A 12,128-nucleotide genomic window follows, 5' to 3' on the forward strand; every position below is an offset into this window, starting at 1 on the left:
CGGTCGGTATTCAGGCTCGCCTATCTTATGAAAGGAATCAGAGATGAAGATTACTCAAGAAGAAGTAAGTCACGTTGCAAAACTGTCAAAACTGGCTTTTTCACCAGAAGAGACAGCTGAGTTTGCGACAACCTTGTCTAAAATTGTCGACATGGTCGAACTGCTCAATGAAGTGGACACAGAGGGTGTGCCTTTCACTTCTAATGTGGCAGCTAATATCAACTATATGCGAGAAGATGTGGCTCAGCCAGGCTGGAACCGGGACGAGCTTTTCCAAAATGTACCTGAAAAAGAGCGGGGCTACATCAAAGTGCCTGCCATCCTAGATGACGGAGGAGATGCCTAATGACTTTTAATCACAAGACCATTGAAGAACTGCACGACTTGCTGGTCAAGAAAGAAATTTCTGCGGTTGAGTTAACTCAGGCGACTTTGGCAGACATCAAAGAACGTGAAGGAGCTGTGGACAGTTTCATTACTATCAGTGAAGAGGAAGCATTGGCTCAGGCTGCAGCTCTGGATGCCAAGGGCATTGATGCGGACAATCTTATGAGCGGAATTCCGTTAGCGGTTAAGGACAATATCTCAACCAAGGGAATCTTGACGACGGCTGCATCTAAAATGCTCTACAACTATAAGCCGATTTTCGATGCAACCAGTGTAGAAAAGCTCTATGGTAAGGATATGATTATCGTTGGGAAGACCAACATGGACGAGTTCGCCATGGGTGGATCCAGCGAAAACTCTTACTTTAAGACGACTAAGAATGCTTGGGACAGCAGCAAGGTTCCTGGTGGATCATCAGGTGGTTCAGCGACAGCTGTTGCCTCTGGTCAGGTTCGCCTGTCACTAGGTTCAGATACGGGTGGCTCCATTCGTCAGCCTGCTTCCTTTAACGGTGTAGTCGGCCTCAAACCAACTTACGGACGGGTTTCTCGTTTTGGTCTCATTGCTTTTGGTTCTTCTTTAGATCAGATTGGGCCTTTCTCTCAGACGGTTAAGGAAAATGCCCAGCTTCTGAATGTTATTGCTGGTAATGATCCTAAAGATTCTACATCATCACAAGAAGCAGTGCCAGACTTTACTAGCAAGATTGGCCAAGACATCAAGGGCATGAAGATTGCCTTGCCTAAGGAATACATGGGTGAGGGAATTGACAGCAAGGTCAAGGAAACGATTCTGGCAGCAGCCAAGCACTTGGAAAGTCTAGGAGCTATCGTTGAAGAGGTTAGCCTGCCTCACAGCAAGTATGGAGTGGCTGTTTACTATATCATTGCTTCCTCTGAGGCTAGCTCTAACCTGCAGCGTTTTGACGGTATTCGCTATGGTTACCGCGCAGAAGGCATTGAAAATCTAGAAGATGTCTATGTCAAATCCCGCAGCGAAGGCTTTGGTGAAGAGGTGAAACGCCGCATCATGCTGGGGACATTCAGCTTGTCGTCTGGTTACTACGATGCTTACTTCAAGAAAGCTGGTCAGGTTCGGACCTTGATTATGCAAGATTTTGCTAAGGTTTTTGAAAAATATGACTTGATCTTAGGCCCAACTGCACCAACTGTAGCTTATGACTTGGGCAGTCAAAACCAAGATCCTGTGGCCATGTATTTGGCTGACCTTTTGACCATTCCAGTCAATCTGGCTGGCCTGCCAGGTATTTCAATCCCAGCTGGCTTTGCAGATGGTCTTCCCGTTGGCTTGCAGCTGATTGGGAACCACTTTGATGAAGCGACCATCTATCAGGCAGCCGCAGCATTTGAAGCGACGACTGACTACCACAAACAGCAGCCAGTTATCTTTGGAGGTGAAAAATAATGAACTTTGAAACAGTTATCGGACTGGAAGTCCATGTTGAATTGAAGACCAATTCAAAAATTTTCTCACCAGCTCCAGCTCACTTCGGTGAAGATCCAAATGCCAACACCAATATCATCGACTGGTCCTTCCCAGGTGTCCTGCCTGTTATGAACAAGGGTGTCATTGACTATGGAATCAAAGCTGCTCTGGCTTTGAACATGGATATTCACCAGAAAATGCACTTTGACCGCAAGAATTACTTCTATCCGGACAATCCAAAAGCCTATCAAATTTCTCAGTTTGATGAGCCGATTGGCTACAATGGCTGGATTGAGATTGAGCTAGAAGATGGCACGACCAAGAAAATCCGTATCGAGCGGGCCCACTTAGAAGAAGATGCCGGAAAGAATACCCATGGCAGCGATGGCTACTCTTATGTGGACCTCAACCGCCAAGGGGTACCGCTGATTGAGATTGTATCGGAAGCAGATATGCGCAGTCCAGAAGAAGCTTATGCCTATCTGACTGCCCTCAAGGAAATCATTCAGTACACGGGCATTTCTGATGTCAAGATGGAAGAGGGTTCCATGCGGGTCGACGCTAATATTTCTATCCGTCCTTACGGTCAGGAAGAATTTGGTACCAAGACTGAGCTGAAAAACCTTAACTCCTTCAACTTTGTCCGTAAGGGTCTGGCATTTGAGGAAAAACGCCAAGCGGAAATCCTACGCAGCGGTGGTCAAATCCGTCAGGAAACCCGCCGTTATGACGAAGCAACTGGCGAAACCCTGCTCATGCGGGTCAAGGAAGGTTCAGCGGACTACCGTTACTTCCCAGAGCCTGATCTGCCGATCTTTGAGATTGAGGATGCTTGGATTGAGCAAGTACGCAGTAGCCTGCCAGCCTTTCCAAAAGAACGCCGGGCTAAGTATGTGGGCGATTACGGTCTTTCTGACTACGATGCTAAGCAGCTGACAGTGACCAAGGCTGTGTCAGACTTCTTTGAAGCAGCTCTTGCAGCAGGCGGTGACGCCAAGGCTGTCTCTAACTGGCTCCAAGGAGAAGTGGCTCAATACCTCAATGCCGAAGGAAAGACCATCTCTGAGATTGAGCTGACACCTGAGAACCTGACTGAGATGATTGCGCTGATTGCAGACGGTACGATTTCCTCTAAGATTGCCAAGAAGGTCTTTGTCCATCTAGCTAAAAATGGTGGCTCTGCTAAGGAATATGTACAAAAAGCAGGCCTGATCCAAATCTCAGATCCTGCCCAGCTATTGCCAATCATTCAGCAAGTCTTTGCGGATAATGAAAAAGCCATCAATGACTATAAGGGCGGCAACAAGAATGCAGCCAAGTCCTTGATTGGTCAGCTCATGAAGGCTACCAAGGGCCAAGCCAACCCACAAGTAGCACAAAAACTGCTCAACGAAGAGTTGGAGAAACTTTAGAGATAAGTAGAAAACCAGTCGCGAGGCTGGTTTTCACCTTTTATTTGAATGGTATTTATGGTAAAATAGATAAAAAATAAAGGAGTTCTTATGTCAGAAATTAAAGTAAAACGCGGAACAGGCTTTGTAGGGATCATTGGGAATTTTCCAATTTTAATCAATGGTCAAAAGGTTGGTACAATCCAGAATGGCGACGAGGCGGCCTTTCCTATTGAGGGAGAAGAAGCTGTTGTTCGTGTAGGAGCTGCCCCTATGAGAACCAAGCCAGTGACAGTTAAAGCAGGGCAAACTTTGCTAGTTGAAACAAATTTTACAAATTTTTCTATCTGTCTAGGAGTTTTGTTGCTCGGCCTGTTCTTTGGTGGTCTAGTGCGTGCAATTCTCTTAATTCTTTATATTGTTTTAATGTTTCTTCTGCCTTTTTACTCAGCTAGGATTGAAGAATAAACTGAAGAGTTTTTGTTGATAGGTTAGCTTGAAATAAAGGATTTTTTGATGCCAAAATTTACCATTACGCGTGCTACCGGTATGGTCGGAGTAGCTCAAAATGTTGCAGTATATCTAAATGGTGAACTTGTGGATAAACTTGCGAATGATGAAAGTAAAACGCTGACTTTTGAGGGAAACAGTGTTGAACTACAGGTTGGACAAAGCTTTATGAAATCGCATAATATTCAAGTGAAAGATGGTCAGAAAGTACTTGTTACAGCTTCTGGAATGCGAGCTATGCTAGGAATTATTGGCTTTATATTAGGCTTGCCTTATTTACTTCTTGAGATAGAGGATTAGCCATTTTTGGGCTCTGCTAAATCATAAAAAATCAGTCAAAACAGACTGATTTTTCTTTATGGTTTATGTTATAATGATCAAAGCTAACAGAAAGAGGTTTGAGATGTCAAAAGTTTTAAGGGGGACCCTTTATACCTTGGCTGCGGGGATTGCTTGGGGCTTATCGGGAACAAGTGGTCAATATCTGATGGAGCATGGTTTTTCGGCACTGAGCTTGACCAATGTACGCTTGTTGCTAGCAGGTTTGGTCTTGATGATGTTGGCTTATGCAACAAATAAAGATTCTTTTAAAGAGATTTGGAAATACAAGAGCTCTCTGCTACACATTTTAATTTTTGCAGTTCTAGGCTTATTCATCAATCAATATGCATATTTAGCGGCCATTCATGAGACGAATGCAGGAACAGCAACGGTTTTACAATATCTCTGTCCAGTGGGAGTCTTGGCTTACACTTGTGTCAAAGACAGAGTAGCACCGACTGTGGCTCAGGTCTGCTCCATGATTTTGGCTATCGGTGGAACCTTTCTGATTGCGACCCACGGTCAGGTCAATCAGCTCTCGATGACGCCAAAAGGCTTATTTTTAGGCATTTTCTCAGCTTTTACTTATGCACTTTATATTCTTTTGCCGATTGAGCTCATTAAAAGGTGGGGAAGCATGCTGGTTATCGGCATTGGGATGACCATTGCAGGTATCTTGCTCCTTCCTTTCAGCGGTATTTTCCAGCATCAGTGGCAATTCCGTTTAGATATCCTTCTAGCCTTGGTCGGCATCATTGTCATCGGAACAATCTTTGCTTACACCGTCTTTTTGAAGGGAACAAGCTTGGTCGGTCCTGTCAAATCTAGCCTCTTAGCCTCGATTGAGCCTATTTCAGCGGTCTTTTTTGCCTTTGTCATTATGAATGAACGCTTTTATCTACTTGATTTTGTAGGTATGGGCATGATTTTGCTGGCTGTCCTGTTGATATCTGTCAAAGACCTAATCTTGGAAAAGAAAAAAGGTTTATTATAAGCAAGAAAGAATAAGGAAAGACCTAGCTCTGAATAGAGCTAGGTCTTTGTTGTTTACTTATTCGGTTTATTCATTGCTTTCTGAGCTGCCAAAGAATGCTTTGTACAGAGCACGGATGGCCTCTTTTTCTTGGTTCTTATTGACAACAAACATGATAGAAACTTCACTAGAACCTTGTGACATCATTTGGATATTGATTTTGTTGTCAGAAAGAGCTCTAGTCGCAGTAGCAGTCACCCCGATATGACTTTTCATTTTTTCGCCGACAATCATGATGATAGAGAGGTCATGCTCAATCTCAGCGTAGTCTACTTCTGCTTTTTGTACAAGTTGGCGCAGAATTTCTTCTTCTTTGATTGGAGTTAATTCACGTTCACGAAGAATGATGGAAAGATCATCGATTCCTGTTGGCATATGCTCCCAACCGATATTTAGATCTTCCAAAATCTGAAGCGCCTTTCGGCCAAATCCAACTTCTCGGTTCATGAGATACTTGGACATGTTAATGCTTACGAAGCCAGAGTCGCCAGCGATTCCTACAACAGGAGGATGATCTTCGCTATGTTTATGGACGATGCGCGTACCAGGGTGCTCTGGATTGTTGGTATTTTTGATAACGAGTGGAATTTTTCCGCGATAGGCTGGAAGCAGGGCTTCATCGTGAAGGACAGTAAAACCTGCATAGGCTAATTCTCGCATTTCACGGTAAGTAAGCTCAGCGATAGAGCGTGGCTTATGAATAATCCCAGGGTGAGCAGCAAAGATGCCGTCCACATCAGTGAAGTTTTCATAGACGTCAGCTTTGACACCAGCTGCAATAATTGATCCTGTAATATCTGAGCCACCACGAGAAAAAGTACAGATCTGTCCATCTTGAGTGACACCAAAGAAGCCAGGGATGACAAGGACTTCATCGGAATGAATTAGTTCTTCCAATTTATCATAGCTTGAAGGAAGGATCCGAGCATTTCCTGGTTCGCTTGAAACCACTAGTCCAGCTTCTCTAGGATGGACGTAGCGAGCCGGGATGCCATTGTGGTTAAAGTAAGCTGCGATGAGCTTAGCATTGTTGTTTTCACCAGCTGCTAGGAAAGTATCGTAAAGAAATTCATTATTTTCAATTGGCAGAGTAGCTAGGGAGATGATGCTCTTAGAAATTTTTTCAATAATTGCAGATTTTAGACCTAGCTCAGAGACCATATCGGAGTAGCGTTTAATAATCCAATTTTGCTCCTTTGAGACATCATTTCCTGCAATGTACTGGCGATAATACTTAATCAGGGCATCGGTGACTTTTGTATCTTGGTCATCTCTTTTTCCTGGTGCAGAAACGACAACGAAGCGACGCTCAGCATCAGACTTTACAATATGTAAGACTTTTTCTAACTGTGAAGCAGAAGCAAGTGAACTTCCGCCAAATTTTACAACTTTCATAGAAACTCCTAAAGATGATTTAGGAAAAATTATAACAAAATTCTGAAAATTTTGCAAATCTATCAGAAGCATCGCTTTATATAAATTTATTGCAAAAATAAGCAAAAAACGAATATGAAATCAAATTTTCCAGTTTTTGTTTTCTTTCTTACATCTTTTATGCTAGAATAAATGTAATTTGACTATCAAATTATTTAATTATAAAATGAAATGACTGTAATTACCCAGTCTGGAATGGAGTTAGAATGACTTTTAATGGTATTCTTTATAAGGTAGTTGATGAAGTGGCGACTATTACCTTCAATCGCCCTGAAGTTTCAAATGGTTTCAATATTCCGATGTGTGAGGAGATTTTAGAAGCGATTGAGCTGGCCGCAAATGATGAGGCAGTGAAGTTTTTAGTGATCAATGCCAATGGGAAGGTCTTTTCTGTCGGTGGCGACCTAGCTGAGATGCAAAGAGCTGTCAGTGCTGACGATATTCAATCCTTGGTAAAAATTGCAGAGCTGGTCAATGACATTTCTTTTGCCATGAAACGACTACCCAAGCCAGTTATCATGAGTGTGGATGGCCCTGTTGCTGGTGCAGCTGCCAATATGGTCGTGGCTGCAGATTTCTGCATTGCGACGGAAAAATCTCGCTTCATTCAAGCTTTTGTGGGAGTGGGCTTAGCGCCAGACGCCGGTGGGCTTTATCTTCTGACTCGGGCAATTGGTGTGACTCGGGCAACCCATTTGGTTATGACTGGAGAGGCTCTGACTGCAGAGAAGGCTCTGGATTATGGTTTACTCTATAAGGTCTGTGAAGCAGAGAAGCTAGAAAAAACAACGGAACAGTTGCTGAAGAAGCTAAAACGCGGTTCGCTGAATTCTTACAGAGCTATGAAAGAAATGGTCTGGAAGAGCCTGTTCAGCGGTTGGAATGAATATGCGGAGTTGGAGTTATCTTTACAGAAGTCTCTTGCTTTCACTGAGGACTTCAAAGAAGGTGTCCAAGCTTATACTGAGAAGCGTCGTCCACAATTTACAGGTAAGTAAGGATTTGTAGGATAAGAAAATTATTTGAAAATCAAATAAATTTTCAAAAGGACTTGCAAATTATTTTGAGATCTGATAAAATTTGAATGTCAAAGTATTTATGAAGGAGGTGTTGGTTTGAATTATCAATTAGTCAATGATTATTTAACATCCATTTTTAATAATGTTTTGGTTATTGAAGAGTCCAGCCTCCGAGGCAGTCAATTTAAAGATGTCTCCATTAAAGAAATGCACACTATTGATGTTATTGGTACCATGCCTAATGCGACTCCAAGCGATATTTCAAAGGAATTGTTAGTCACTTTGGGGACTGTCACAACCAGCTTGAATAACTTGGAGCGTAAAGGGTATATCGAGCGTCGCCGTTCATCCATTGACCGTCGTGTAGTTCATCTGAGTTTGACTAAGAAGGGGAGACTCTTGTATCGCCTTCATAAACGATTCCACAATCGCATGGTCATGCAAGTAGTGGAAGGAATGTCCTCAGAAGAAAAAAATGCAATGCAAAAAGGTTTGCAGAACTTGTATAATTTTTTAGAGGAGTTGAAATAATGAACTATGCAAGAATCACTCAAGTAGCTCATTATGCTCCAGAGCAGATTGTCACAAATGATGATCTGGCCAAGATGATGGATACAAGCGATGAATGGATCTCAAGTCGAACAGGTATCAAACAGCGACATTTATCTCGGACTGAGTCAACCAGTGATTTAGCTACAAAGGTTGCTGAGCAATTGCTAGAAAAGGCCCAACTGTCTGCTGATCAGCTTGATTTTATCATTGTTGCGACGATCACTCCGGATTCTATGATGCCGTCAACTGCAGCTAGGGTGCAGGCCAATATTGGAGCTGCCAAGGCTTTTGCTTTTGACTTGACGGCAGCTTGCAGTGGCTTCATCTTTGCCTTATCAACTGGAGAAAAGTTCATTTCCTCTGGTCGCTATCAAAGAGGTTTGGTCATCGGTAGCGAAACGCTTTCGAAAGTCGTTGATTGGTCGGATCGTGCGACGTCAGTCTTGTTTGGTGATGGGGCTGGAGGAGTCTTGCTTGAAGCGGCAGAAAAGCAGCATTTTTGGGCTGAAAGTCAGTTTACTGATGGCTTGAGAGGTCAGAGTCTGACTTGTGGTGGACTTGGTTTGTCCTCTCCCTTTTCGGAAAAGCAAGTTGATGATCGCTATTTGAAAATGGAAGGCCGAGCAATCTTTGATTTCGCCATTCGTGATGTGGCACAGTCTATCAAAAATACCATTGAAGAGAGTCCATTTTCAGTGGAGGAGCTTGATTATCTGCTCTTGCATCAAGCCAATTTCCGAATTTTAGATAAAATGGCGAAGAAACTCGGAGTTTCTCGGGAAAAACTACCTGCTAATATGATGGAATATGGCAATACTAGTGCAGCTAGCATCCCGATTTTATTATCTGAGTGTGTCCAACAGGACTTGATTAAGCTGAACGGAGATCAGACTATTTTATTGTCAGGTTTCGGTGGAGGTTTGACATGGGGCACGCTTATTGTTACAATTTAGTTAATCATGTGGAAACACATAGATAAAAAATATATTTTTTAAAGGAGTCTATCCATGGCAGTATTTGAAAAAGTACAAGAAATTATCGTTGAGGAACTTGGTAAAGAGCCATCAGAAGTTACACTTGAGTCAACTTTCGATGATCTTGAAGCGGATTCATTGGATTTGTTCCAAGTAATCTCAGAAATCGAAGATGCATTTGACATCCAAATCGAAACTGAAGAAGGCTTGAAAACAGTTGGTGACTTGGTTGCTTACGTAGAAGAAAAAACAAAATAATAAAGATTTGAGAGTATCGCAAGATATTCTCTCTTGTTTAGGTAATAGTTTGACTGTCAAAGTAAAAAGTCTGCTATCTCGCAGCTTTAGCTCAAGCTATTACTTAAGCAATGATTAGAGGAAGGTATTATGCAAACACGAATTACAGAATTATTAGATATTAAATACCCTATTTTCCAAGGTGGTATGGCCTGGGTCGCAGATGGTGACTTGGCTGGTGCGGTTTCAAAGGCTGGTGGTCTTGGGATCATTGGTGGCGGAAATGCGCCTAAGGAAGTGGTGAAAGCCAATATTGACAAGATTAAGTCTTTGACTGATCGTCCTTTCGGTGTCAATATCATGCTTTTGTCGCCTTTTGTAGATGACATCGTGGACCTCGTCATTGAAGAGGGTGTAAAAGTGGTGACGACTGGTGCCGGCAATCCAAGTAAGTACATGGCTCGTTTCCACGAAGCAGGTATTACTGTGATTCCTGTTGTACCAAGTGTGGCTCTGGCTAAACGGATGGAAAAAATCGGAGCGGATGCCGTCATTGCTGAAGGGATGGAAGCCGGTGGTCATATCGGTAAGTTAACGACCATGACCTTGGTTCGTCAGGTCGTAGAAGCAGTCAGCATTCCAGTTATTGCAGCTGGTGGTATTGCGGATGGCTCTGGTGCTGCAGCTGGATTTATGCTGGGGGCAGAGGCTGTTCAGGTCGGAACTCGTTTTGTTGTTGCTAAGGAATCCAATGCCCACCAAAATTATAAAGATATGATCTTGAAGGCTCGTGATATTGATACGACAATCTCTGCTCAGCATTTCGGCCATGCGGTTCGTGCTATCAAGAATAAGCTGACGCGTGATTTCGAAAAAGCTGAAAAAGAAGCCTTCAAGCAAGAAACTCCAGATTTGACTGTTTTTGAAAATCTAGGTGCTGGTGCCTTGGCCAATGCGGTTGTCCGTGGTGATGTGGAAAATGGTTCGGTCATGTCCGGTCAGATTGCCGGCTTGGTCAGCAAGGAAGAAACAGTCGAAGAAATCCTCAAGGATATCTATTATGGCGCTGCTGAAAAGATTCAGCAAGAAGCAAAACGTTGGGCAGGAGTTACTAGAAATGACTAAAAAAGCCTTTCTCTTTGCCGGTCAGGGAGCCCAATATCTGGGAATGGCTCGTGACCTCTATGAGCAGTATGATGTGGTCAAGGCGACTTTTGAGGAAGCGAGTCAAGTTCTGGGCTATGATGTTCGGGCATTGATTGACCAAGATGAAGAAAAACTCAACCAAACTCGCTATACTCAACCAGCAATTTTGACAACTTCTCTTGCTATTTATCGCTTGCTGGCTGAAGAAGGAATCCAGCCTGATATGGTGGCCGGCCTCTCTCTAGGCGAATACTCTGCCTTGGTAGCTGCTGGTGCGCTGAACTTCAAAACAGCGGTAGCTCTAGTCGCTAAACGCGGAGCTTTCATGGAGGAAGCAGCTCCTGCTGGTTCTGGAAAGATGGTTGCGGTCCTAAATGTGGAAGTGGCTCTTATTGAGGAAGCCTGCCAGACGGCTAGTCAGCTAGGAGTTGTTTCTCCTGCCAATTACAATACTCCAGGTCAAATTGTCATTGGGGGAGATGTGGCAGCGGTGGACAAGGCGGTGGAATTGCTCAAGGAAGCAGGTGTGAAACGCTTGATTTCGCTGAATGTTTCAGGTCCTTTCCATACAGCACTCTTAAAACCAGCCAGTGAGCAATTAGCTCAGGTTTTGGCTGAAACAGAATTTGCTGATTTTCAGCTTCCGCTAGTGGGCAATACAGAGGCGGATATCATGGAAACAGGTAGAATTAAGGAATTGCTGACCCGCCAGGTCATGGAACCAGTTCGTTTCTATGACAGTATCGCTAAAATGCAGGAAGCTGGTGTGACAGAATTTATCGAGATTGGCCCAGGGAAAGTCCTGTCTGGCTTTATGAAGAAAATTGATAAATCGGCAATTGTTCATTCTGTTGAAAGTGTAGAGACTTTGACAGCCCTACTGGAAAAATAATGGGGAATATCAATGGAATTAAAGAATAAAAATGTTTTTATTACTGGCTCTAGCCGTGGGATTGGTTTGGCCATTGCACATAAGTTTGCAAGTGCAGGTGCCAATATTGTCTTGAACGGGCGCGGACAAATTTCGGACGAAGTTTTAGCTGAGTTTGCTGGCTATCCAATAAAGGTCGTGGCTATTTCAGGCGATGTGTCTGATGGCGCTGATGCTAAGCGAATGGTTGAGGAGGCGATTGCGGCTTTGGGTTCTGTAGATATCTTGGTCAACAATGCTGGAATTACCCGCGATAAGATTATGCTCAAGATGACAGAGGAAGACTTCGAGCAAGTGCTGAAGGTCAATCTGACTGGAGCCTTCAATATGACGCAAGCTGTCTTGAAACCAATGACCAAGGCTCGTCAGGGAGCAATTATCAACCTATCAAGTGTTGTCGGTTTGACTGGTAATGTCGGTCAGGCCAACTATGCAGCCTCTAAAGCTGGCTTGATTGGATTTTCTAAGTCAGTTGCTCGCGAAGTAGCTGGGCGCAATATCCGTGTCAATGTGATTGCCCCAGGCTTTATCGAATCGGATATGACAGACGGGCTTTCTGAAAAAATCAAAGAAGCCTCTCTGGCTCAAATCCCAATGAAACGGTTCGGCAATACCGAAGAAGTGGCTGATGTCGCCTTGTTCTTGGCAGGTCAGGAATACCTTACTGGTCAGGTTATCGCGATTGATGGCGGGCTGACCATGCAGTAAGTGCAATGCATTTGGATTTGACAGTTTACCAATTATCAT

At 43.5% G+C, this 12,128-nt stretch carries 14 protein-coding genes; 13 read left to right on the plus strand and 1 reads right to left on the minus strand.

What is annotated here, in order from left to right; genetic code table 11:
- Positions 1-43: 43 nt before the first annotated feature.
- The 6 genes from gatC to O3644_RS00745 all read left to right on the plus strand — a co-directional run bounded on the left by gatC (position 44) and on the right by O3644_RS00745 (position 5,049).
- Positions 44-346 (plus strand): Asp-tRNA(Asn)/Glu-tRNA(Gln) amidotransferase subunit GatC, encoded by a 303-nt coding sequence (gene gatC / locus O3644_RS00720; protein ID WP_048763476.1) that lies wholly within the window; start codon positions 44-46, stop codon positions 344-346.
- Complete coding sequence (gene gatA, locus O3644_RS00725) at positions 346-1,812, plus strand: Asp-tRNA(Asn)/Glu-tRNA(Gln) amidotransferase subunit GatA (RefSeq protein WP_048763479.1); 1,467 nt, start codon at positions 346-348, stop codon at positions 1,810-1,812. The genes gatC and gatA overlap by 1 nt, the downstream gene beginning before the upstream one ends.
- On the plus strand, positions 1,812-3,245 hold the full coding sequence (gatB, locus tag O3644_RS00730) for an Asp-tRNA(Asn)/Glu-tRNA(Gln) amidotransferase subunit GatB (RefSeq protein WP_048763480.1): 1,434 nt from the start codon (positions 1,812-1,814) through the stop codon (positions 3,243-3,245). The genes gatA and gatB overlap by 1 nt, the downstream gene beginning before the upstream one ends.
- A gap of 90 nt (positions 3,246-3,335) precedes the next feature.
- Positions 3,336-3,692: a hypothetical protein gene (locus O3644_RS00735; RefSeq protein WP_048763482.1), complete on the plus strand. Its 357-nt coding sequence runs from the start codon at positions 3,336-3,338 to the stop codon at positions 3,690-3,692.
- A 48-nt stretch (positions 3,693-3,740) separates the two neighbouring features.
- Complete coding sequence (locus tag O3644_RS00740; protein WP_048763484.1) at positions 3,741-4,034, plus strand: hypothetical protein; 294 nt, start codon at positions 3,741-3,743, stop codon at positions 4,032-4,034.
- A 103-nt stretch (positions 4,035-4,137) separates the two neighbouring features.
- Positions 4,138-5,049 carry a DMT family transporter gene (locus O3644_RS00745; protein ID WP_048763487.1) on the plus strand — a complete coding sequence of 304 codons (912 nt, stop codon included), beginning with the start codon at positions 4,138-4,140 and terminating at the stop codon, positions 5,047-5,049.
- A gap of 66 nt (positions 5,050-5,115) precedes the next feature.
- On the opposite strand, the gene O3644_RS00750 is transcribed toward O3644_RS00745, so the two are convergent.
- Complete coding sequence (locus O3644_RS00750; RefSeq protein WP_125371151.1) at positions 5,116-6,483, minus strand: aspartate kinase; 1,368 nt, start codon at positions 6,481-6,483, stop codon at positions 5,116-5,118.
- A 245-nt stretch (positions 6,484-6,728) separates the two neighbouring features.
- On the opposite strand from O3644_RS00750, the gene O3644_RS00755 reads away from it, so the two are divergent.
- The 7 genes from O3644_RS00755 to fabG all read left to right on the plus strand — a co-directional run bounded on the left by O3644_RS00755 (position 6,729) and on the right by fabG (position 12,089).
- Positions 6,729-7,520: an enoyl-CoA hydratase gene (locus O3644_RS00755; RefSeq protein WP_148877777.1), complete on the plus strand. Its 792-nt coding sequence runs from the start codon at positions 6,729-6,731 to the stop codon at positions 7,518-7,520.
- A gap of 117 nt (positions 7,521-7,637) precedes the next feature.
- Positions 7,638-8,072, plus strand: coding sequence for a MarR family winged helix-turn-helix transcriptional regulator (locus O3644_RS00760; RefSeq protein ID WP_045500607.1), 435 nt, complete (start codon positions 7,638-7,640; stop codon positions 8,070-8,072).
- The gene (locus tag O3644_RS00765) at positions 8,072-9,046 is read left to right on the plus strand and encodes a beta-ketoacyl-ACP synthase III (RefSeq protein ID WP_371594813.1); all 975 of its coding nucleotides are present in this window, start codon (positions 8,072-8,074) and stop codon (positions 9,044-9,046) included. The genes O3644_RS00760 and O3644_RS00765 overlap by 1 nt, the downstream gene beginning before the upstream one ends.
- Before the next feature lie 54 nt (positions 9,047-9,100).
- Positions 9,101-9,325, plus strand: coding sequence for an acyl carrier protein (locus O3644_RS00770; RefSeq protein ID WP_005591706.1), 225 nt, complete (start codon positions 9,101-9,103; stop codon positions 9,323-9,325).
- Between the two features lie 129 nt (positions 9,326-9,454).
- Complete coding sequence (gene fabK / locus O3644_RS00775) at positions 9,455-10,429, plus strand: enoyl-[acyl-carrier-protein] reductase FabK (protein ID WP_015605768.1); 975 nt, start codon at positions 9,455-9,457, stop codon at positions 10,427-10,429.
- On the plus strand, positions 10,422-11,342 hold the full coding sequence (fabD, locus tag O3644_RS00780; RefSeq protein WP_371594815.1) for an ACP S-malonyltransferase: 921 nt from the start codon (positions 10,422-10,424) through the stop codon (positions 11,340-11,342). The genes fabK and fabD overlap by 8 nt, the downstream gene beginning before the upstream one ends.
- A gap of 12 nt (positions 11,343-11,354) precedes the next feature.
- Positions 11,355-12,089: a 3-oxoacyl-[acyl-carrier-protein] reductase gene (gene fabG / locus O3644_RS00785; protein WP_148887001.1), complete on the plus strand. Its 735-nt coding sequence runs from the start codon at positions 11,355-11,357 to the stop codon at positions 12,087-12,089.
- The last annotated feature ends 39 nt before the right edge of the window (positions 12,090-12,128 follow it).

It is taken from the genome of Streptococcus sp. 27098_8_113 (genome assembly GCF_041432545.1).
GTDB lineage: Bacteria > Bacillota > Bacilli > Lactobacillales > Streptococcaceae > Streptococcus.

Bases quoted from the DNA above. Each gene is read 5' to 3' on its own strand.
- gatC (WP_048763476.1), top strand. From the start codon at position 44: ATGAAGATTACTCAAGAAGAAGTAAGTCACGTTGCAAAACTGTCAAAA.
- gatA (WP_048763479.1), top strand. From the start codon at position 346: ATGACTTTTAATCACAAGACCATTGAAGAACTGCACGACTTGCTGGTC.
- gatB (WP_048763480.1), top strand. From the start codon at position 1,812: ATGAACTTTGAAACAGTTATCGGACTGGAAGTCCATGTTGAATTGAAG.
- O3644_RS00735 (WP_048763482.1), top strand. From the start codon at position 3,336: ATGTCAGAAATTAAAGTAAAACGCGGAACAGGCTTTGTAGGGATCATT.
- O3644_RS00740 (WP_048763484.1), top strand. From the start codon at position 3,741: ATGCCAAAATTTACCATTACGCGTGCTACCGGTATGGTCGGAGTAGCT.
- O3644_RS00745 (WP_048763487.1), top strand. From the start codon at position 4,138: ATGTCAAAAGTTTTAAGGGGGACCCTTTATACCTTGGCTGCGGGGATT.
- O3644_RS00750 (WP_125371151.1), bottom strand. From the start codon at position 6,483: ATGAAAGTTGTAAAATTTGGCGGAAGTTCACTTGCTTCTGCTTCACAG.
- O3644_RS00755 (WP_148877777.1), top strand. From the start codon at position 6,729: ATGACTTTTAATGGTATTCTTTATAAGGTAGTTGATGAAGTGGCGACT.
- O3644_RS00765 (WP_371594813.1), top strand. From the start codon at position 8,072: ATGAACTATGCAAGAATCACTCAAGTAGCTCATTATGCTCCAGAGCAG.
- O3644_RS00770 (WP_005591706.1), top strand. From the start codon at position 9,101: ATGGCAGTATTTGAAAAAGTACAAGAAATTATCGTTGAGGAACTTGGT.
- fabK (WP_015605768.1), top strand. From the start codon at position 9,455: ATGCAAACACGAATTACAGAATTATTAGATATTAAATACCCTATTTTC.
- fabD (WP_371594815.1), top strand. From the start codon at position 10,422: ATGACTAAAAAAGCCTTTCTCTTTGCCGGTCAGGGAGCCCAATATCTG.
- fabG (WP_148887001.1), top strand. From the start codon at position 11,355: ATGGAATTAAAGAATAAAAATGTTTTTATTACTGGCTCTAGCCGTGGG.